Origin of the sequence: Tardiphaga sp. vice304 (assembly GCF_007018905.1) — a bacterium.
GTDB lineage: Bacteria > Pseudomonadota > Alphaproteobacteria > Rhizobiales > Xanthobacteraceae > Tardiphaga.
On record NZ_CP041402.1, the window covers coordinates 2,918,908 to 2,941,004 of the forward strand.

A 22,097-nucleotide genomic window follows, 5' to 3' on the forward strand; every position below is an offset into this window, starting at 1 on the left:
GGGCGCGGCGTTGCTGTCGGTGCGGCCGAAGGTCAGCGGAAGAAGCGCTAAAGCGACGCCCGATAACTTGTTATAGGATCTCGATTGAGGGCCTTGTATTATAAACCGGTGGTTGCGTGAAGCCATGCAGGTGCTATTAATCCTAAGGGAACAGGCATGGGGGAATCATGAATACGGCGTTGCCCGCGCAGGCTAGTGTTGCGCAAACGGACAGGCTCACAGCCCTGCCGAAGCCCACAGCGCCGGTAATTGTCCGCGAACGACTTGTCGATCTGTTGCGGCGTGATCTCGTCGGCCCGCATCCCGATCTCGATCCCGACCTTGCGCGCGAGGTCATCGCCGGTGTCGCGCCATCTACCTGGTATCTGACCGGCTTTCTCGGACCTCGCCGCGACACCGGCAATGCCCGGGTCGGGGCGACAAAAAGCGACGACGTCGCTGCCGAGCAATTTGCCGAAGACCTGCTCGAAGCGCAGCGGGCTAGCGAGAGCCTGTCGGAAGTCGCCCAGGGCCGAGGCGATGCGCCGGATGAGGGAAATCCTGAATCGCCACCGACGCGCTCGTTCCAACCTTCGTCCATCGGGCTGACCGTGCTTTTGCCGCGCAATGCGAAGCAGTTGCAAGCGCGGGTGAGCTGGGGCGACTACGTCACCGAACCCAGGCTGGATGACGCTGTCTTTCTTGAAGTCGCGCGTGAGGCTGCAGAGGAGCGGGGTGATGTTCCCAGGGCGCCGCCGCGGCAGAGCCTGGACTGGCGTCGCATTCCGCGAGAGGAACCGATCCCCATTTCGATTCGCGGCGGCGATGAGCCGCAACGGGTTGTCGTTCCGAACAGCGCCTCGCCGATGGCGCCAGGAGGCGGGCTTGAGCTTGTCGTCTCTGCCCGCCCGATCGACACGGCCGGAATCGATGGGGTCAAGAGGGAGCTGCTGGCTGTCTCGGTATTCCTGGTCAATTCCAGGCCGATGACGATGCGTTTTCGCGATGTCGTATTCTGCTTCCAGGCGCGCCTGCAGCTGGATTTTGCCGGGGGCTTTGAGCGGCGTGACGACCGCGCCTCCTATGATGCCGTCGAATTCGATGCACGGCTGGCCGACCTGCATTATCAGGACGTCTGTTCCTATGCGGTTGGTCACAACACATCGGGCGATTGGGCTGCACCCAACGATGAAAAACTCGTCACCACTGTCTTCACCAATCCGCTACCCATGCAGGAGGTCGAGAAGCTCGGTGCTGATGTCGAGATTGGCGGCGTTGAGCGCAGCATGGCGGCGCTCGCCGAAGCCGCGCAAGATGGCAGCTCATTGGATGCGGCCTTGTCCGGTATCCCGAGCGCGTACGAGCTCTGGGCGAAGCAGCAGGCAGCTCTAGTACCAGGCATCGAGGGCTTACGACGCCGTGAGGTCGCGACCAAGTGTCTTCAAGACATCGAGACGGCGCGCAAACGCATTGAATCCGGGGTTGCGCGCCTCAAGACCGATCCGCTGAGTCGCGAAGCCTTCGGCATTATGAATCGTGTGATGGAGCGCGCGAACCGCCAGCGCGGTGCCGCGAACAACAAGAAGCCGCCAGCTCTGCAGGATACTCCGACATGGCGGCTGTTTCAGCTCGCATTCATCCTGCTTAACCTCGATGGTCTGGTCGATCCCGTCCATCCCGACCGACCAATAGTGGATCTGCTTTTCTTCCCGACCGGCGGCGGCAAAACCGAGGCGTATCTCGGCCTCGCAGCCTTGGCGATTGCGCGCAGACGGCTCGACAATCCTGGGCTGGAAGGAGCTGGCCTGTCGGTGGTGATGCGCTACACGCTGCGCCTGCTGACGCTCGACCAGTTACAACGCGCGGCGGGTCTCGTCTGCGCGCTCGAATTGGAGCGCAAGAAGAGAAATCGTCTCGGCGACTGGCCAATCGAGATCGGCCTCTGGGTTGGCGGCGGGGCTACTCCCAACAATCTCGGCACCTCCAAAAACAAGAAGGAGAACACGGCCGTCTTCTGGCTCGAGCAGTACAAGAAGGGGCGGGGGCCGGCACCGGCTCCGCTCAAGAACTGTCCCTGGTGCGGGGGCGAGCTGAAGAAAGACGCGTTCACACTTTATCCCTCAGCGGCGAAGCCACAGCGGCTCGATCTGCGGTGTTACGAGATCGAGTGCGACTTCTCCAGCGAGCGGCTTCCCATCGTGGTTGTGGATGAGGAGATCTATCGGCGTCTGCCGGCTTTCATGATCGCCACCGTCGACAAGTTCGCCAATGTACCTTGGGAGGGCCGGACTGGGGCGTTCTTCGGCCACGTCGAGCGCAGCGATGCGACGGGTTTTTATGGCGCCGCAGAGACTGGCGGCACCCGCCTGAATGCTGAACTTCGGCCTATCGATCTCATCATCCAAGACGAACTTCATCTCATTTCAGGACCTCTTGGAACGGTCGCCGGCCTGTACGAAACAGCGTTCGACCTGCTGTCCTCCCGCAAGATCAACGGCGAATGGCGCCGACCGAAGATCGTTGCTTCGACCGCAACCGTCCGGCGCGCCGAGACGCAGATCCGTAATCTGTTCGGTCGAGATCGAACCTCGATTTTCCCGCCGCCCGGCGTCAGCCGCGACGACGCGTTTTTTGCCAAGGTTGATCGCGACACGCCGTCACGGCTCTACCTCGGTGTGGCGTCGCCGGGGCGCGGGCCGAAGTTGGTCTTCTTGCGTGCGTTGCAGACTTTGCTGTCGGGAGCCGCCGCGCTGTCGAGCGGCGGAAAAAACGATCCTGCCGACCCCTATCTGACGGCGCTTTGCTATTTCAATGCGCTGCGGGAACTGGGCGGTGCGCGCCGGATCGTGGACGACGAAGTGCGCGCTCATCTGACGAATTATGGTCGCAGCCGCATCCGCAGCGAGCCGACAGGCGCCCCGTTTGCCGATCGGGTCTTGCGTGAGATCCAGGAGCTGACATCGCGCTATTCGACCGATCAGGTCTCAGAGGCACGGGCTCGGCTGGGGCTGCCGGTGTCGGACAAGAATGCCGTTGATGTCGCAATGGCCACCAACATGATCTCAGTTGGTCTCGATATTGGACGGCTGGGGTTGATGGTGGTCCAAGGCCAGCCCAAGACGGCGGCGGAGTACATCCAGGCGACGTCACGGGTCGGCCGCGAAAGCAAGAAGCCCGGCCTGGTCGTGACACTGCTCAACATTCACAAGCCTCGCGACCGAACGCACTACGAGCAGTTCCGTACCTTCCATCAGAGCTTTTATCGTGCTGTCGAAGCAACCAGCGTGACACCCTTTGCGCCTCGTGCTCTCGATCGCGCACTCGCGGCGACACTGGTGGCGGCGCAGAGGCACATTGCGCCAAGCCTGACCAAGAACAAGGACGCTGACAAGGTCGCAAACGAGCCTATCGCCTACCAACTCGTCAGATCGGTGATCGAAGCCAAGATGCGAGTGGCGCGCGAGGACAATGTGGCGATCCAACGCTGCCTCGCTCGCCTGGATGAGCTGGAGGATGCCTGGATCAGGATCGCGGACAAACAAACCCGCAACGGAGACGATTTCGCATATGGCAACGAAGAGGCTGTTCGAAGGCTTCTTCAAGTTCCGTTCGATCAAAAGCCCAATATGGATCCTGAACGTGAATGGTTCATCGCAGGCCGGTCGATGCGCGACACCGAACCCGTCTCGCTGCTGAAGCTTAGAAAGCCCGACGGCAGCCCTCTCGGATAGTGAAATAAAATGGCCGACATTACTCAGAACTTCAGCCAGCTTCTCTTGACCTATGGTCCTGGCGCCATGTTGGATTTGCCTGAAAATGCCGTGGTCGTCGCGGGTCTTCAGGATTGGGACTACAAGGGTTCGAACTGGAAGCCTGTTGAGGAAGAGCGCCTGGTTGCTTTGCTGAAACAGCAACTCGGGACGAAGCTGAGTGTCAATTTTGGAGGGTTGCGTCACCCTCCAATGTTCGACGAGGACCGTCGCGACAACAATGGGCCAGGTGTTGCCGTCCGGCTGTTTCCATGTTGGTTTTTGGTCAACGACGCGCCGGCCACTGTCTCGAACGAAGCGCCCGTCGTACCAGGTTCGGCGAGTGATAAGCGCCGACGCATGGTTGAATTCTCGGAGCTGGACGTCACCGGCGGCGGGAAGCTGTCTTACACGGGCTCGGGGTCCAAGATAGGCGTGAACCCTATTCGTTTTGTGGGGGCCTGCACAAAGGGCCATCTGCAGGACATCGATTGGCGCTATCTTGCTCATCGCGGCAAGGATCTGTCATGTCGCAAGCCGTTGTACTGGGTCGAGCGTGGTGTCAGCTCCGATCCCTCTGACATTTCGGTTCAGTGTACCTGCGGCGTCTCGATTAGCATGGCTGACCTCTACAAACCCCAGTTTTTGGGCAAGTGCCAATGTCACAGCCCCTGGCTGTCGCCGCGCCGAGATTCCAGTGAGGCCTGCAATGATGACCTTCGCTTGCTGCCAAGGTCGGCCACCAATACGTACTTTCCACAGACGGTAACGGTTATCTCGCTCACCAAGTCAGATGATAGGCTTCGCCAGACCATCGTGGAGAACAAGACAACAATCGAAGGCATCCGTGCCTTGCCAAACTTCATTGACGTTCTGAGGGCAATCCCGCAACTCAAGGACGCATTCAAGGAATTCACCGACGACGAAATCTTGCAGGCGTTGTCCAGTGACGAAGGGCCTGGTGGAAACCCGAACGAGGATCCGCGCATTGCCGAGTTTGATATGATGGCAAACGGCGCGCCCATCATCGGGAGCGATTATGCCGGGTCATTCTTTTACGCCGAGACTTTAGCGGCACCCTTGCTCAATCTTCAGCCGCCCTGGGACGGTTTCCTGAAGAGCGTCGTGCGGGTTCATCGCCTGCGTGAGGTGACGTGCCTTTACGGCTTCACTCGCCTGGAGCCGCCGCCGACCTCTGCCGAAAGCGAGCTCGACGAAATTCAGTTGGCCGTCAACGGCGCGGACCTCGCCAGGACTGTAGAGTGGTTGCCCGCGATCGAACAGATGGGGGAGGGAATCTTCCTTCACGTCGCGCCCGAGTTCCTCAAGCAGTGGCTCGACAGCAAGGAAATTGTCTTAGAGGCCCTCAAGCTACGGGCTCGGGAGCGACGCGATGCCGAGAGGTTCAATAGGCCGCCGAAACATCGAGGAGCGGGTTATTGGGCGCTTCATTCACTGTCCCACGCCTTCATGGCCGAGCTGGCCCTCGAATGCGGCTACCCGTTGTCTTCCTTGAAGGAGCGCATCTACTCCACCGGCCCCGCCCAGGCCGATCGGTTCGGAATCCTGATCTACACCTCGACTGCAGGTGGCCAAGGGACGCTCGGCGGCCTAAGCAACATGGCCGAGCGAGTAGGTGAGTTGCTCGCGCGTGCGACGAAGCGCCTCGCGCTGTGCTCTAATGATCCAATCTGCGCAGAGCACAGCGATGGCAGCGAGGAATACCCATTGCAGGGGGCGGCCTGCCACGCCTGCCTCCTGGTCCCGGAAACTTCCTGCGAAGCGCGCAACACGCGGCTCGATCGAGGGCTGCTGATTCAAACGGTTCTCGGTGGCGGATTTCCATTGTTAAGTTGAGGCCCTGCCTATGTGTTTGTCGGGTGCGGCTCAGAGGATCGTGCCGCCGCGATTGATGAATTGTAACGGGGCAAGATGGAAAACGGTAGCAAGCCTATATATCGGCGAAATGCGGCGCATGTTTCACTGGAATATGAATCGCCAGAACTCTGTATTTGGTGGCAACGCGCGGTATTGCCAGATCTAAACGATCCGCTCCCACGCTTAATTGATGTTGATATTAAGTGGGTATAGCTCTCGTTCGTCGCATTGCGGTGGTCATGCAGCATCGGGCAGGTTGCCAAGGAATGCGCTTCAGGACAGCTTCGCGCTATGCGCCTGGGCCGTTCGTGGCGAACAACAATCGAGGATGTTGTCGCTTTCGAGGAGCGTTACACAACCAAAGTTGTGGCTCGGATTGAGAATAGGCTTCCAGCCGGAAGCGTTCCGAAGCCCCCTATGAGTCGGATGGCTGTTGCAAGGCAAGTCCAGAAGATGCTGCGGAAGCGCAAAGTGGACCGGCAATAGATGACTTCGTGTTTTCGTGTGTCTCGGCTCTGAATGGTGAATTGCCAAGGCCCACTCGTCGAGGGGGCAGGGCGCTGCTTGCCCGCCAGGTCATCGAATTGTACGCACGGTGTGATCTTGGCCCAAATTATGATTGGGTGTTGGGCTTTTAAGATCGCTTTCGCATCTCATGGCATTGCAAACTTCGCCATGATGAACGCAGCTCCGTTGTGGGGTGAAAGCTTGGGCGAGGGGCTTAACCGAAGACGACCGATTTGATCCGGTCTTTGCTTATAACAGGGTAGGGTTCGAATAAACTAAGGCTAGGCGAAAGCCTACCAAATGTCCGCCGATATCTGGGAAAGATGGGCGACCTGTAAATGCTCAGTTGGGTCAAATACGCGCGGATTAGCGCCTTGTTCTTGTTGGATCAAAGAAATTAACCGTCCGAGAATGACTTTTCCTCGGCGATATAGTGCTGGGTTTGCGTTAAAGTCTGCTGCAGCAGTAACAGCGATTGCGCCGTGATTTATATTAGGGCCGCCGTTTTGACGCTCTCGGAATGCCTCTGCCGTACGCTGGTTAACAATATTTTCTATTGATTTTGCAGATGTATCGTTTGTTGCAATCAAAATGAGCTCCTCGATGCGATTTGCGGAGATGGCGTTATTGAGAGCGTGAAGGTGCGGCGCGTTAACAAAATACGACTCGATGTCATTCGAGGCCGTGATGAACGGGTAGATGCCCACATTGTTCAACCTAGTTGAGAACGAATTCGCATTGGCGTCGCTCATGTAATCTCGGTCTCGGTGTACCACCAATTTAATGTTGGGAGCCTTATCGGCAAGGAAACCGCCAAGCACGAGAGCAGCGTCGGCCTTGGTACATCCAGCATACGTCGCAATTTCGATGTCATCCTCAACGAAGCCATTGCTGAGAAGTAGGGCCTTTATAGCCTCGGTGTTCGTATCTTCAGTTGCGACTACACATCGAGTTTCGCCATCCGCGAAATAATCGACCGAATCAAGCGCTCCCAGTTCTAGCAAAACGGAAGTTGTGTTTATGTCCGTGTTGTCGACCCGCGTTCCTTTGTTGAGCCAGATGATCGTTCCTCTGCCGTTAACTGAGTTTAGCACATGTCGAGAGTGAGTGCTGATAATGGCTTGGAAGTCACGTTCCGACGCGAGCCGAAAAACTAGGTCGCAGAGCAATCTTTGATTGTCGGGATGTAGATGTGAGTCCGGTTCGTCCAAAATCAACACCTTAGGTTCGAATAGATGGATATAAGCGATGATTTGTGATGCTTGAAGGATCGATGTCCCGGCAGCGTCAATTGGTAATAATGCCCCACCCATCATGCGAAAAAAGACATTGATATGTTCGTCTGTTTGGGGATCGAATTCGACCTCGCATCCGATGCCTGGAAATATGGATTGCATATCTTCGACAAATGCAGCGAATAGTTCTTCGCTATCACTGAGCATGCGCAGGACGTTACGGAGCGTAAGGTTAGCGTCGCCGCGGGCAACGATTCGCCTAACGACGCCAGGCGACATGTATCGTTCTTCCTTCGGAACTCCAGCAAGACCCGGTGCGTAGATCGTGTATGGAGTTTCAAGGTCCATCAATTGTTCGCCGATGGCCCGGCCAACGATAGAGACGCCAATGTTGCGATTTCGGCCTCGTCTTAAACCGACGATGCAGGTTTGATTCTCTGTGTCGCGGAGTTCAATCTCTATTTGACTCTCCCGTGGTTCCTGCAGCGTCCCCCCGTTTGCCAAAGATAGGACGTCGCCAACTGGAGAGTAAAGAAGTTGCGATGGGTTGAACGAGAGCTGAAACCGATCATTCTGCCAGGCCAGATTTTCGCCGATCAAAGCGGCAGTCTGAGAAATGGAAACTGCAAAATGTATCGCTTGAAGCACGGTGCTTTTTCCGGAATTGTTAGCACCGATCAGCAGAGTGACATCATCCAGAGGGATTTCCACAGTAGAAATGCTCTTGAATCGCCGAACTGTGACGGAGGTAAGTCGTGCCACGAGTGCTCCGAGAAAATCTGTTGTTAGGTATCCGGCGAGGAAGCGTGATGTGCCAACAAAAGGCTAACAGAAGTTGACGTTGAGGAAAGGAGAAATACGCACTGTGCAAAGCCTTTCCTCGAGGGGGTGAGTATTAAACTGGCCAGTCGGCCAACCGGTTCTCATCTCCTGGATACGATGGTGCGCTGCATTCTCGAAGGTGACGAGGAACTGCCCGAGGCTATCACCGACACGATCCGAAGGCGGTCGGAAGCGAGAACAAAGTCCTTCAAGCTACTATTATCGTTGGACTGCTCAAAGTCGCTCAAAGGTGATGACAAGTGGGCCAAGCTCCTCTGTGAGCGCGGCTATTGCAATTTTGCAGATTAAATCGGGTCGAGGGCCAACCGGCCAGGCCGGTCGAGCAGAGGTTCACCCTCAAAATCGACAACGGATTGGACCACGTCTACGTCCGGCCGAAACTTTACGCGAAACAGTCGGCAGCATTCTTCAACGACTGCCATTAACCGCCGCCTCTATCGCCAATACAGCTTCGCGCTTCTCTTCGAACATATGCCAGCGGGCATAAACCCCCGTCACGCCCTTGTCGTTATGGTTCAGCAGCGCTTTGACGAAATCAATCGGAAGCCGGGCTGCCTGCGCTAACGTTGCTCCCGTGCGCCTAAGATCGTGAGGCGTAAACGCCACAAGCCCGCTTTCCTTCACGATCCGACGAACGGCTTGGCTCAACGAGTGGCGGGCGAGGCTAGTAACGCCTTCGAACCTGCTTTCGAAAATCGCCTGATCGTTCGCACCTCTTGCGGCGTCATCACGGGCTTTGAGCGTTTCGACGATCAGCCGGACGGCGGACGGCGACAACGGCACGGTATGTTCTGCTTTCTTATTTTTGGTCCGCGCTGCCGGAATGATCCAATGGGGGCGGGGGCCGTCGAGGTCGCAAAGCTCAGATCGCATCATGCCCGCGACTTCGCCGGGGCGTTGCGCGGTCAACAAGATTAATTTAAGTGCCCGACGGATGGCGTCTTGGGTTTTCTCCTCGCTGTCGTCGAGCGCGGCGAAGAACGCCTTAATTTGGTCGAGTGAGAGCACCCGGTCCTTTTCCGCTTCCTTGCCGCCAACCTTTTTGATCCCAGCAAGGAAATTCATGGGGATGTAATCCCGCTCAGCAGCCCATCCCCACATCGTCCGAACGGTGGACTGGGTCCTGTTTGCGCTCGACTTCGAGGTGGAAGCGATGGTTTCGAGGAAATCGATCAGCTCGCGTTTGGTTATTGACGAAACGGCCCGCTTGCCGAATTTGGCTTTAGGCCGGTTGAGGTAGCCTTCGTCGGTTTTCCAGCTCACCTTGCCTCGAGCTTTGGCGTGTTCCACGTAACGGTCGCAAAGGTTGCCGAATGTCATGTCCTGCTGGGCCTGTGCGGCGCGCTCGCGGTCACGTTCAGCGCGCGGGTCTGTCCCCTCGTTACGTTGCTTTCGGCGCTCGTCGGCCGTCTGCCGAGCTTTGCTCAGGCCCATGGTCGGGTATTCGCCCAAGGTAATCCGGCGCATTTTGCCTTCGAACTTGTAGGCAAAAGTCCAGGTCTTTACCCCGGCTGGGGTGCACCGAATTGAGAGGCCACGGCAGCTGGCATCGCCAACCTCGACACGACCCTCAGGGGCTTTCAGCGCACGAATGGCGCGATCAGTCAGCACAGACTTCATTGGCATCGCCTTCTAATCCGTGGCGCAAAGGGGTTTCCTGACTTTTCCGACCCGTGAAATCCGGCCCAGTCCCGGCGACGAGGGCGCCAAGGTTCCTCAAGCAGCACAGAGAAAACTAATCGGGGAAACTCAGGGAAACTTTTGCGCAGGATTTAGGTATAATAGGGAAGTATTGGTGAGACAAGCCGATAACCAGTAAGTTGCTGAAAAAATGTGACTAAATAGGTCTTTTGAGGCATCGCGAGCATAGCTGATAACTTGCCCTGGCATCACTGGGAGACTAGGGGTCGGAGGTTCAAATCCTCTCGCTCCGACCAATTCATCCCACCATCCCCAAACTGACTTCCATTTGGTCATTGTCGGTTCAGTGTAGCGCGCGACTCGCCACGCCGTGCTTCCGTTCGCGTCTATCGACGCCCCGTTTATCGTGATGCCAAGCGGCCAGCCTGGCGGCGTGCTGTTCTCCGCCTGGGATTATGCCAGGGCTCGCAGCATGATTCTCACCGGATGATCGCAAGCCGAGATCACCGAACGATAAAACTCTCTCAAACAACAAAATGGCCCGAAGCGTGAGCCCCGGACCATTTGCGCGGGCGTACATCCGGCCCACGCTTGATCTTTCAACTATGAGCTCGCGTGGTTAACCGGGCGTTAACAGCCATGTAAAAGTTTCGCGACATATTTGATCGGAACCATCGGAGGTTGGCCGACTTGTTCCGCGACATTTCACAAGGGAAAGATTTTCATGATAAAGAAATTCGCGTTGCTGGTCGCTGCTGCGATTTTGCTGTATGTCGCCACGCCGGCGGCTCCCGCGGCGGCGCAGGGCATCAGCGTTCAGCTCGGCGGCGGCGGTGGCTATGGTCATCGGGATCGTGGTTATCGCGATCGGGGCTATCGTGGACGCGACTACCGTCGTGGCCCGCCGCCGCGCTATTGGGATCGCGGCTATCATCGCGGTCAGCGCGGTCGCACGATTATCGTCCGATAAACTTCTGATTGCGACGTATTCAGCCCCGCGCGAGGGGGGCTGTTTTCGTTTGCGGGTCAACGCGCCAGCCAGGGCTCGGCGAGATAGCGCAGCAGCTTCGCCTCGCGCCGGCCGCGCGAAACGGTATCCAGCACAAGTCCGGCGAATACCGACATGACCGCCACCAGCATGATGCCGAGCGACAGCACGGCGGTCGGCAGCCGCGGCACCACGCCTTCCTCGAAGTAGGTGATCATAATCGGGATCGACAGCGCGATCGAGATCGACGCCAGCATGATGGCCATCACGCCGAAGAAGCGCAGCGGCTTCTCCGAGCGGTACAGTTTCAGGATGGTGCCGAGAATCCGGAAACCGTCACCCCAGGTATTGAGCTTGCTGAACGAGCCTTCCGGACGGGCGAAATACGGCGTCCTGAGTTCGGCCACGGGCATCGCCAGTTCGAGCGCGTGCACGCTGAGTTCGGTCTCGATCTCGAAGCCGTCGGACAGGACCGGAAACGACTTGATGAAGCGCCGCGAGAACACCCGGTAGCCCGACAGGACATCCTCGAAACCGCGGCCGAACACGTCGCCGAGGAAGCTGGTGAGCAGCCAGTTGCCGGTGCGGTGGCCGGTGCGGTAGGCGGCGCTGGCCTGGTCGACGCGGTGTGCGACCACCATGTCGAGGTGGTCGGCAATCAGGAGTTCGATCATCGGCGATGCAGAGGCCGCGTCATAGGTCGCGTCGCCATCGACCAGCAGGTAGATGTCGGCCTCGACGTCGGCGAACATCCGGCGGACGACGTGGCCCTTGCCCTGGTGCCGCTCAGAGCGCACCTGCGCGCCAGCCGCGCGCGCGACCTCGATGGTGCGGTCCGACGAATTGTTGTCGTAGACATAGATTTCCGCCATCGGCAGCGCGGCGCGGAAGCCGGCCACGACCTGGGCGATCGCGGCCTCTTCATTGTAGCAGGGGATCAGGACCGCAATGCGGATCGGTGACGTCATGCGGCAGGTGTTCCGTTGGCTTCATCGATTCCGGGGACGGGTTCGGCCATATATTGCTGGGCGGCGACGAACATGCCCCACATCGCGCCGAGCATGAGCCAGAAGTGGCGCCAGTGGTCGGTGTCGATGATGAAGGCTTCGAATACGGTGCCGAGAAACGCCGCGAAAACCGCGAGATAGGCCCGCTGCCATGGCACCGGAACGAACACGTAGCGAAAGCCGAGCAGCACGGTGGTGAACATCAGCGCGGGATAGCAAATGCCCGAAATCCAGCCACCCGACATGAAGGCATTGAGATAGGAGTTGTGCGTATCCTCGGGGAAGAATTTGGTGAATTGCAGCGGGCCGATCCCGAACGGCAGATCGAGCGCCATCTGTGCGCCCAGAACGTGGCGGCCGAAGCGGCCGAAGCGGCCTTCGTCGTAGGACTGGTCGAGCGAGGCGCGCTGCTTGAACATGTCGGCGATGAAATCGAACTGCAGCAGGATCACGATCACCACGACGACGGCGATCAGCGCGGCGATCGCCATGACGATGATGCGCGAGCGCTGCTGGTGCGACGGGCTGGTCAGCACCATCAGGAACAGCATGAAGGCCGCGGTGATGGCCAGCAGGCCCCAGGCGGCGCGGGAGAACGCCAGCAGCACCGCCAGCGTCAGGATGCCGAGCACCACCGTACTGCGCAGCGCGCGGCCGAAGCGGTCGCTCACCACGCTCTGCAGCGCGAACAGGGCCGGCAGCACCAGATAGGCGCCGAGCACGTTGGGGTCCTTGAAGGTGCCGGAGACGCGGCCGTACAGCGTGAACATCGAGCCGCCCGGGATCAGGTGCAGATAGCCGGCGATGCCGGCGAGCGACGCCAGCAGCGCGCCGGCAATCAGTCCGCGGCGCAGCAGGTCGAGTCTTGCCGCGGTGTCTTCGGAGATTACGAGCGCCACGAAGACCGCCGACACCGCCATGTACCAGGACGTCAGGATCCAGTTGATGATCGGCGTTCGGTCGAGCAGGTAGGCCGCGCAGATCGTATAGCCGATGTTGATCAGGAACAGCAGGGCCAGCAGCGGCACGAACGCCAGCCGCATGCGCAGACCGCCGGCGAAGAACACCACCATCGCGGTGATGGTGGCAATCTCGTAGGGGCTGGGCTCGATGAAGACGATGGCGCCGCCGAACCCCATCAGCCACAGCAGCGCACGCTGCAGTGTCACCACGGCGGGCGCGGTCGTGGCAGTATAGTTTTGATCGGTGGCGAGCAGGGTCATGGCGAGTGAAGTATACGCCGGCAATGTTGACGAGTGGTGTAGCGGGGGAGGGGGATGCTGGGATCCCGTTGATCGTCTTCAGGCTCTGTACTTTCCGCCTGTCGTCCCCGGGAAAGCGGGGACCCATACACGCTGTCGTCGTGTTGCGCACAGGTGTTCGCGGCTGGCAGGTCGCTTCCTCATCACGGACAGAGGCTATGGGTCCCTGCTTTCCCGGGGACGACTCGGGTAGAGAGCAGCGTCGATCTAAGGCAGGCGTGCCTGCCGCGTAGGATTATATCGACCTAATACGCGTTCTCGTTTTTCGTCATCAGCGAGACCGGCGTTTTCAGCAGGATGTAGGCGTCGAACAGCACCGACCAGTTCTCGATATAATACAGGTCGAATTCGACGCGCTTCTGGATCTTCTGTTCGTTGTCGATCTCGCCGCGCCAGCCGTTGATCTGGGCCCAGCCGGTGATGCCGGGCTTGACGCGGTGGCGGGCGAAGTAGCCGTCGACCGCTTCGTCGAACAGCTGGGTCTGCACGCGGCCCTGCAAGGCGTGCGGGCGCGGGCCGACCAGCGACAGGTTGCCCTTGAACACCACATTGAACAATTGCGGCAATTCGTCGAGGCTGGACTTGCGGATGAAGCGGCCGACGCGGGTGACGCGCGTGTCGCCCTTGGTAACGACGGTCTTGGCCATCGGGTCAGCCTGGTCGTGATACAGCGAGCGGAACTTGAACACGTCGATGCGCTCGTTGTTGAAGCCGAAACGTTTCTGCCGGAACAGCACGGGGCCCGGGCTGTCGAGCTTGATCGCCAGCGCCACCAGCCCCATCACGGGCAGCAGCACCAGCAGTGCGAACGCGCCGACAACGCGGTCGAAGGTCCACTTCATCACCAGGTCCCAGTCGGTGATCGGCGCCTCGAACACGTCGAGCGTCGGCACCTTGCCGAGATAAGAGTAGGATCGCGGACGGAAGCGCAGCTTGTTGGTGTGCGCGGAGAGCCGGATATCGACCGGCAGCACCCACAGTTTCTTCAGCATTTCCAGAATGCGCGTCTCGGCCGAGATAGGCAGCGCGAACAACACCAGATCGACGCGTGTGCGGCGGGCGAATTCGATGATGTCATCGACGCGGCCGAGTTTCGGCGTGCCGGCCACGGTGTCGAGCGAACGCTTGTCGGCGCGGTCGTCGAACACGCCGAGGATATGCAGATCCGAATCATCCTGCGCCAGCAATTCGCGGATCAGATGCTCGCCGCTGCTGTCGGCGCCGACGATGATGGTGCGGCGATCGAGCCGGCCCTGCCGCGCCCAGCGCCGGATCAGGCCGCGCAACAGCGAGCGTTGCGCGACAAGGGCCACCAGGCCGACGACGAAAAAAGCCGACAGCCAGACTCGTGAAACCGAGCCGCCGATCTTGGCAAAGAAGGAAACACCGATGGCCAGCAGAAACACGAACGACCAGGTCGATATCATGCGGGTCATTTGTCGCAACTGGCCACGAAAGATCTGTACCTCGTAGAGGTCGGCGGCCTGGAAGCAGATCACGGCTGCTGCCGCCATCGCCACGATCGCCGCCGGGTATTCCCAGCCGAACCCGTCCATGCGGGCGACATAGGCCAGATACAGCGCCACGCCGACGAAGCTGAGCATCACGAAATCGGCGAGCCGCACCAGCCCGGCAATCACCACGGGCGAATAGGCGGCGCGGACCTTCTGGCTGACGACGTCGAGGGCGGCGGGTGACAGACGGCGGCGACGTTCGACGGCCGGTCGGCCGGCGAGGGTTGCGGCTTCATCGAGCATGGAGCGTGCGTTGATCGGTTCCACGACTGCAATCCGTTTGAGCTGGGCCCGGCGCAGTGGTGTGCGACGCCTGACATGGCGTCAACGTCTAATGGGTATTTCGGAATAAATTGTTACAGGTAAACGGTGGTTAACGATTGGCAAAGGCCTGCCGATATCCGGCGATTACGCCTTCGACCATCGCATCCTGGGAAAAGTGCTGCGCGATGCGTTCGCGCATTGCCTTCGCCCGCGCTAATGCCGCCTTGGGTTCGTCGAGTTCCGTTCGGATGGCGTCAGCGATCGCAGCTCCGTTGCCCGGCGGGAACAGCGCGCTGGTGTGGACGTCGAAAATTTCCGGAATGCCGCCGACATTGGCGGCAATCATCGGCACGCCGGCGGCGGCGGCCTCGATCACCACATAGGGCATCGAGTCGCCACGCGACGGCACCACCAGCAGGCGTCCCTTCGAGAAACCGTAGCGCGCCTTGACGTGGCCGATGAAGCGCACGGCGTCGCCGAGACCGAGCCGCTCGATCTGCGCCTTCAGCCGCGTGGTCTCCTCGCCGTCGCCGCCCAGCGTCAGCGTCACCGGCCGGCCTTCGGCGCGCAATTGCGCCACCGCATCGACCAGCAGATCGGCGCCCTTGATGTGGCGGAATTCGCCGACGTAACACAGGTCGGTGGCGTCGGCGGCGGGGGTCACCGGTTCGAACTCGTCGGAGGTGACGCCGTTGAACACGCACTTCACCAGTCCCGACGGCGTGCCGATGACGCGCTGGTAGGTGTTGCGCGCGAACATGCTCTCGAACAGGAACAGTTCGGTGTGGTCCATCAGCATCCGCTCGACGCCGGCGTAGAGCTTGCCCTTCAGCGTGTTCGGCGGATAATGCAGCGACCCGCCATGCGGCGTGTAGACGCGGATGCAGGTCTTCGACCTCAGCTTGAGGCGGACATAGGCGCCGGCCTTGGCGCCGTGGCCATGCAGGACATTGGGAGCCAGCCTGTGCACCAGACGCATGAACTGCGCCCATGCCAGCAGGTCGGTCAGATGCGGTTCGCGGTGGCTCGGCAGGCGGTGCACGCCGAGCGCCATCCGCGGCGCGATCTCGGCCAAGGCCGCTGCGGCGCGCTCGCCACCCGTGAGGCTGTCGGCGATGATGCCGACCTGGTGACCGCGGGCGGCCTGGCCATTGGCGACATCGAGGATGTGACGAAAGATGCCGCCGACCGGGGCGCGGACGGCGTGCAAGATGCGCAACGGCTGGCTGTCTGGCGCCATCGTCAAAACCAGCGCTCGCCGATCTGGATGGTATCGCCCGGATCGATCGGTGTGCCGAGCGGCACCGCGGCGCGAACGATGCCCTGCTCGGTCGGATGCGACAGCATGACCTCGTCGCGACGGGCGCGCGGCAGGAATCCGCCGGCAATCGCCACCGCGGCCTCGACGCTCATGTTTGGCACATAGGGATATTGCCCGGGGGCGGCGACCTCGCCGAGGATGAAGAATGGTCGGTAGGCCTCGATCTCCACCGCCACTGAGGGCTCGCGGATGAAGCCGTTGCGCAGCCGCGCGGTGATGCTGCCGGCCAGCGCCGCCGGCGTCAGGCCGCGGGCACGCACCGCGCCGATCAGCGGCATGGTGATCGAGCCGCCGGCATCGATCGCATAGGAATTGGTGAGTCCTTCCTGGCCGTAGACCACGACGCGAAGCTTGTCGCCGGCGTCGAGCCGGTAGGCGGCATCATAGCCATGAGCTGAAACGGCAACGCCGAGCGGCGCGCCAGGCGTCGGCGCGCCGTACGCCAGGGCATCCAAGCCGCCCTGCGGCTGACGCTGCGCCACGGGGCCGGAACGGCCCATGCAGCCGGACAGTGCCAGCGCAGCGACAAGACAGGCGAGATGGGGAGCAACACGCATTGGAAAAATCCACGGACCGATAGTGCTCCAATAAGGGTGCTCGTGGTTAACAAACGATGAGTCCGGCGACGCCGGCGCTGATATCGGGGAGTGCGGTACCGAATTAACCGCGCGGCAACCTTAATCGCATTTAATGGTCCCTGTGTGAGACGCAGTTGGCGTTGGTAGGAGTGTGCGATGGGTTTGGCATTCTGGCGTAAAGGCAAGGACCAAGGGGCGAGCGATACGGTCGCTCCGGCGGTTGCGCAGCCCAGCCCGACCAGCCGGTCCTTGTTCAGCACGTCGATGTTTCGCAAGGCGCAGCGACGGCCGATGGCCGCTACGGTCGCGCCCGTGCCGCCGCCACAACTTGGTGATCTCGATTTGCGCGCACTCGGCCATGCCCTCAACCGCAAGCGCGCCTGGGTGTTGATCCCGACCGCGCTGGCGCTGCTGCTGTCGCTGGTCGCCGTCAACCTTATCACGCCGCGCTACAAGTCCGAAGCGCGCATCCTGATCGACGGGCGCGAAAACGTCTTCCTGCGGCCGAACGGCGAGCGCAACGAGGAGCGCACCTCGCTCGACGCCGAAGCCGTCACCAGCCAGGTGCAATTGCTGCTGTCGCGCGATCTGGCGCGTGACATCATTAAGAAGAACAAGCTCGCCGAGCGGCCGGAATTCGATCCGGTGCTGGACGGCATGTCGCCGATCAAGACGCTGCTGGCGCTGTTCGGCATCGGGCGCGATCCGTTCTCGATGACGCCCGAGGAGCGCGTGCTCGACTCCTACTACGAGCGGCTGACGGCCTATGCGGTCGACAAGTCCCGCGTGATGGTGATCGAATTCCAGTCGCGCGATCCGGAGCTGGCAGCACGGGTCGCCAACTCGATCGCCGACGGCTATCTGACGATGCAGCAGGGCGCGCGTCAGGAGCAGGCCAAGGCCGCGGGGCAATGGCTGTCCGGCGAGATCGACAACCTGCGCAAGAAGGTGGCGGACGCGGAATCCCGCGCCGAGGATTTCCGCTCGAAGTCGAGCCTGTTCATCGGCACCAACAACACGTCGCTGTCGAACCAGCAGCTCGGTGAGATCAACTCCCAGCTCAATAATGCCCGCGCCCTGAAGTCCGATGCTGAATCCAAGTCACGGATGATCAAGGACATGCTGCAGAGCGGGCGGCCGATCGAGTCGTCCGAAATTCTCAATTCGGAATTGCTGCGCCGGCTGTCGGAGCAGCGCGTCACGCTGCGCGCGCAGCTCGCCGAACAATCCTCGACGCTGCTCGACGGCCATCCGCGCATCAAGGAGTTGAAGGCGCAGCTCGGCGACCTCGACCGCCAGTTGCGCGAGGAGGCCGCCAAGCTTTCGCGTTCGCTGGAAAACGATGCTCGTATCGCCGCCGGCCGCGTCGATGGCCTGACCAACAGCCTCGAACAGGTCAAGAAGCAGGCGACCTCGACCAACGGCCAGGACGTGCAGGCCCGCGCGCTGGAGCGCGAGGCGAAGGCGCAGCGCGACCTCTTGGAAACCTATCTCGCCAAATATCGCGAGGCGACGACGCGGGAGAACATTGAGGCCGCACCCACCGATGGCCGCATCATATCGCGCGCCATCGTGTCGAACACGCCGGCCTATCCGAAGAAATTGCCGATCGTGCTGATCGCGACGCTGGCGACCCTGATGCTGTCCGCCGGCAGTATCGTCACAGGCGAATTGCTGCGCATGACCGCGCCGCGTCCTGCGATGGCCGTGGCGCGTGCCGCGCCGGCCTTCGTCGAGCCGCTGGTCGCCGCGGCACCTGTTGTCGAAAGGCCCGTCGTCGTGGCGTCTGCGCCCGTCGTGGCGCAAACGCCGATCCCGCCGGTCGTCGAGCCTGCCCCGACGCCCGCATTCATTTCGACACCCTCGCCGATGCCCGCGCCGGTCGCCGTGGCGCCTGAACCGGTCGTGCGCGAAACCCATCCCGAATTGGCCGCCAAGGTCAGCGAGATCGAAAAGCTCGCAGTGTCACTGCGGGCTGCGGGCGCCTCGGCAAGGAAGATCACCATCCTCGGCACCGGGCAGCAGGACAACATCTCGCTGACGGCGTTGACCCTGGCGCGGCTGTTGGCGCGCAGTGCCAAGGTGGTGCTGGTCGACCTGTCGTCGGCGTCGCCGGAATTGAGGGCAGTGTCCAATGATCCCGCGGCACCCGGGCTGGCCGAACTGATGCTGGGCGAGGCCTCGTTCGGTCAGGTCATCACCAAGGACCGGATGTCGGCCGTTCACATGGTCAGCATGGGGCGCGCCGGCGCCGACCGCGCGCTGTTGCAGTCGCCGCGGCTGACCATGGCGCTCGACGCGCTGCTGCGGGTGTACGACCACGTGCTGCTCGATGCCGGCACGGCCGCGGACCTGCCGGCCGGGCTGCTGACCTCGCAGGCCCGCGCGGTCGTGATGCCGGAGTCGTCGATGGACGCGGAAGCGCGCGCGCTGATGGCCGGGCAGCTCCGCGCCGTCGGCTTCGCCGAGGTGGCGATGCTGCATTCGGACGTCGATCCGGCCGCGGCGAATGCACCCGCGCAGGTCGCAGCGGCGTAAATACGAGCTCAGCAATCTAGGCTAAGGCGGTGGCGCTCTTCACCCTCCCCCTCCAGGGGAGGGTGAGAAACCAATGTCTGTATCGGTGAGAGGATCAGCGCTGCAACGCGCCGCGCAGTTTTTGCGCCATTTGCGTCAGGGCCGGCGATTGCTTGACCATGCGCTTGGCATGCGCAAGCGATGACAGCCCGAGCGCGCCCAGCCGGCCGCGGCCGGTGAGCGGCAAAAAGCTGTCGAAGATCGGCTCGTCGTCCTTGCAGAACATCCGCTTGTAATCGTCGCCCCCGATGCCGAGATCGAGCGAGGTGACGCCATGCTCGGCGTAGGTGTCGATGATGGTCCGCATCAGGATCAGGCCGGGGCTATACTTCGCATTCTCCGACATCGTGTAGGTGTTGAACATCATCGAGAAGCGTCCGGCGTCGGCGACGCCGGCAAACATCGCGATCACTTCCTCGTCGCAGACCAGCGCATGCAGATCGATGACGTGGCCACCGTCGCGTGGCGCAGCACAAGTGTCGCGGATGAAGGCCTCGACGCCGGGTTCGGCAAACACGTTGGGCAGGTTCTGCTCCGCCATGCGCAACGGCTTGATGGCAAAAAAGGCATCGAGGATGCGCGTGATGTCGGCCTCGGAACGGGCCTGCAGATAGCGATAGCCGGTCACGCTGTCGTATTTGCGTTCCTTGGTCTTCAGGCGCTTGCGCATCGAAGCGCTGACGCGGTCGCCGGGTGCCGCGCCCGGTGTCATTCGCAGCACCGGGCATCCGTTGGTCGCGGCCTGGCTCGGCAGCAAGGCGAGGGGATTGGCCATGCCGAGCCAGCTTTGCGGCTGGCGGGCGAGGGCCAGCACATCGACCCGGGTGACGTGCCGCTGGATGCCGCGCAGCAGCGCGTCCATCTCGGCCTTGCCGGCGCCCGCGGCGAAATCGCGCCGCCACAGCGGCATGTTGAAGGTGATGTGCTTGCCGCCGAGATAGCAGGCAACCGCCATGCCGCGCTGTTGCCGCAGGCCGAGCGGCAGCAGCAGCAAGGGCTCATTGGCCGCGTCATAGGCGACGACGATCAGCGGCCGCACACCCTCGCTTGCGCCGATATGTATCTGCCAGGCGGCCTGCAGATCGAAACGCTGATAGGGCGTGAACAGATGCGCGGAGGTTTCCAGCGATCGCCAGATCGGCTCGGCGGCCTGCATGTCGCTGAAAATTTCGACGCGCGCGATGCGACAAGCTGCCGGTGCGGCGGCCGCGGGACCATCGATCACAGCGGCCATGGGCATTTCAGCCTTCTCGGGATTTGCTCGGGTGTTTCGTCGCTTACCTTGGCAGAGATTCGTCAAGAAAGCGTAAGAGGTGCCTGGATCAGGTGAGGGGTTCCGGATTCCGCTTCGACATCCAACTGACGATCGGCATCGCCGGAAGCACCCAGCCGAGCCCGGCAACGACATAGAAGATGGCCTGCCGAAAGCCGGACGCGGCCAGCCACGGCATCTGCGCCACCGCCATGCCGAGCAGAGACCAGATCACGACCAGCACAAGCAGGAAGATGGTGCCGAGGAATTTGCGGGTGCGGATTCGCATGACGGAAATGTGCTGACCGAAGGAGGGCGTGGGGCAGGTGCAGGCTTTGCACGCCGCGGTTGGCCGGACTATAAGGGCCGCAGAAATCCGTTCAAGCGGTTGACGTCCAGACCGTTCGAGGCTGCCCATGACCACCGGTTCCCTCCGCGACGACTCAAGGCTGCGCCCGGTGCGGGCGTGGCTGATCGCGGTCGCCGCGCTGATCGCGCTGATGGTGCTGGTCGGCGGCGCGACGCGGCTGACGGAATCCGGCCTGTCGATCGTCGAGTGGAAGCCGGTCACGGGCACGCTGCCGCCCCTGACCCAGGCGCACTGGAACGAGGCGTTCGAGGCCTACAAGGCGATCCCGCAATATCGCGAGCTCAATTCCGGCATGAGCCTCGACGAATTCAAGACCATCTTCTGGTGGGAATGGAGCCATCGGCTGCTCGGCCGCGTCATCGGCATGGTCTATCTGCTGCCCTTCCTCTGGTTCTTCTGGTCAGGCGTGCTGGGTTCCGACCTGAAGAAACGGCTATGGGTGATCTTCGGCCTTGGCGCCCTGCAGGGAGCCGTGGGCTGGTGGATGGTGGCGTCGGGTCTCACCAAGCGCGTCGAGGTGTCGCAATATCGGCTGGCGACCCATCTGGTGCTGGCGCTGGTGATCTTTGCCGCGATCGTCTGGACGCTGCGGCAACTGACCGACCGCACGCCGGTGGCGGCGAATAGGCGGCTGCGCATCACCAGCGTGGTGCTGCTCGGGCTGACCTTCCTGCAGATCTATTTCGGTGCGCTGGTGGCTGGGCTGCGGGCAGGTCGGGTGTTCAACACCTGGCCGGAGATCGACGGCGCGCTGATCCCCTCCGCGGCACGGCTGTTCTTCGAGGAGCCGTGGTGGCGCAACCTGTTCGACAATGTGCTGACCGTGCAGTTCGAGCACCGCATGACGGCCTATGCGCTGCTGGCGCTGGCGATCTGGCACGCCGTGGATGCGGTGCGGTCGCGGGCTGACAAAGCGGTGATCAACGGCGCGCTGTGGATGGTCGCGGCGATTACCGCGCAGGCGATGCTCGGCATCCTGACGCTGTTGTATCAGGTGCCGATCGATCTGGCGCTGTCGCATCAGGCGATGGCGATCGTGGTGCTGACGCTGTCGGTGCTGCAGGTCGAGCGGATGAAGGTGAAGCGAACCGCTCCCGCAAAATTCGCGTTGGCCAGCAAGGCCGCCTGAACA

14 protein-coding genes are annotated in these 22,097 nt (G+C 61.3%); 5 read left to right on the forward strand and 9 right to left on the reverse strand.

Annotated elements, in window-relative coordinates:
• The first annotated feature begins 167 nt into the window (after window positions 1–167).
• Together drmA and drmB are read left to right on the forward strand one after the other, a co-directional pair.
• Complete coding sequence (drmA, locus tag FNL56_RS13875; RefSeq protein ID WP_143582100.1) at window positions 168–3,710, forward strand: DISARM system helicase DrmA; 3,543 nt, start codon at window positions 168–170, stop codon at window positions 3,708–3,710.
• A gap of 9 nt (window positions 3,711–3,719) precedes the next feature.
• Window positions 3,720–5,585, forward strand: a complete 1,866-nt coding sequence (gene drmB / locus FNL56_RS13880) for a DUF1998 domain-containing protein (RefSeq protein WP_143582101.1) — start codon at window positions 3,720–3,722, stop codon at window positions 5,583–5,585.
• Window positions 5,586–6,406: 821 nt separating this feature from the next.
• On the opposite strand, the gene FNL56_RS13885 is transcribed toward drmB, so the two are convergent.
• Entirely contained in the window at window positions 6,407–8,110 is a 1,704-nt protein-coding gene (locus FNL56_RS13885; RefSeq protein WP_143582102.1) for an AAA family ATPase, read from the reverse strand.
• Between the two features lie 489 nt (window positions 8,111–8,599).
• Window positions 8,600–9,811, reverse strand: coding sequence for a tyrosine-type recombinase/integrase (locus FNL56_RS13890; protein WP_168204666.1), 1,212 nt, complete (start codon window positions 9,809–9,811; stop codon window positions 8,600–8,602).
• Between the two features lie 745 nt (window positions 9,812–10,556).
• Between FNL56_RS13890 and FNL56_RS13895 the strand changes: the two genes are divergently transcribed.
• On the forward strand, window positions 10,557–10,802 hold the full coding sequence (locus FNL56_RS13895; RefSeq protein WP_143582104.1) for a hypothetical protein: 246 nt from the start codon (window positions 10,557–10,559) through the stop codon (window positions 10,800–10,802).
• A gap of 56 nt (window positions 10,803–10,858) precedes the next feature.
• Here the strand turns inward: FNL56_RS13895 and FNL56_RS13900 are convergent, their stop codons facing one another.
• The 5 genes from FNL56_RS13900 to FNL56_RS13920 form a co-directional block, all read right to left on the reverse strand.
• Window positions 10,859–11,788 carry a glycosyltransferase family 2 protein gene (locus tag FNL56_RS13900; RefSeq protein WP_143573249.1) on the reverse strand — a complete coding sequence of 310 codons (930 nt, stop codon included), beginning with the start codon at window positions 11,786–11,788 and terminating at the stop codon, window positions 10,859–10,861.
• Window positions 11,785–13,050, reverse strand: coding sequence for an O-antigen ligase family protein (locus FNL56_RS13905; protein WP_143573251.1), 1,266 nt, complete (start codon window positions 13,048–13,050; stop codon window positions 11,785–11,787). Before FNL56_RS13905 ends, FNL56_RS13900 begins: the two co-directional genes overlap by 4 nt.
• Window positions 13,051–13,334: 284 nt before the next feature.
• A complete protein-coding gene (locus tag FNL56_RS13910) occupies window positions 13,335–14,870 on the reverse strand; it encodes an undecaprenyl-phosphate glucose phosphotransferase (protein WP_168202936.1) in 1,536 nt (511 codons plus the stop codon).
• Between the two features lie 106 nt (window positions 14,871–14,976).
• Entirely contained in the window at window positions 14,977–16,107 is a 1,131-nt protein-coding gene (locus tag FNL56_RS13915) for a glycosyltransferase family 4 protein (RefSeq protein ID WP_210245395.1), read from the reverse strand.
• A gap of 2 nt (window positions 16,108–16,109) precedes the next feature.
• Window positions 16,110–16,745, reverse strand: a complete 636-nt coding sequence (locus FNL56_RS13920) for a polysaccharide biosynthesis/export family protein (RefSeq protein ID WP_143573255.1) — start codon at window positions 16,743–16,745, stop codon at window positions 16,110–16,112.
• Window positions 16,746–16,922: 177 nt separating this feature from the next.
• On the opposite strand from FNL56_RS13920, the gene FNL56_RS13925 reads away from it, so the two are divergent.
• The gene (locus FNL56_RS13925; RefSeq protein ID WP_143573256.1) at window positions 16,923–19,304 is read left to right on the forward strand and encodes a GumC family protein; all 2,382 of its coding nucleotides are present in this window, start codon (window positions 16,923–16,925) and stop codon (window positions 19,302–19,304) included.
• 94 nt (window positions 19,305–19,398) lie between these two features.
• On the opposite strand, the gene FNL56_RS13930 is transcribed toward FNL56_RS13925, so the two are convergent.
• Both FNL56_RS13930 and FNL56_RS13935 read right to left on the reverse strand, forming a co-directional pair.
• Window positions 19,399–20,583, reverse strand: coding sequence for a GNAT family N-acetyltransferase (locus FNL56_RS13930; RefSeq protein ID WP_143578983.1), 1,185 nt, complete (start codon window positions 20,581–20,583; stop codon window positions 19,399–19,401).
• An 82-nt stretch (window positions 20,584–20,665) separates the two neighbouring features.
• On the reverse strand, window positions 20,666–20,884 hold the full coding sequence (locus tag FNL56_RS13935) for a DUF2842 domain-containing protein (RefSeq protein ID WP_143573260.1): 219 nt from the start codon (window positions 20,882–20,884) through the stop codon (window positions 20,666–20,668).
• A gap of 127 nt (window positions 20,885–21,011) precedes the next feature.
• On the opposite strand from FNL56_RS13935, the gene FNL56_RS13940 reads away from it, so the two are divergent.
• Window positions 21,012–22,094, forward strand: coding sequence for a COX15/CtaA family protein (locus FNL56_RS13940; RefSeq protein WP_143573262.1), 1,083 nt, complete (start codon window positions 21,012–21,014; stop codon window positions 22,092–22,094).
• The last annotated feature ends 3 nt before the right edge of the window (window positions 22,095–22,097 follow it).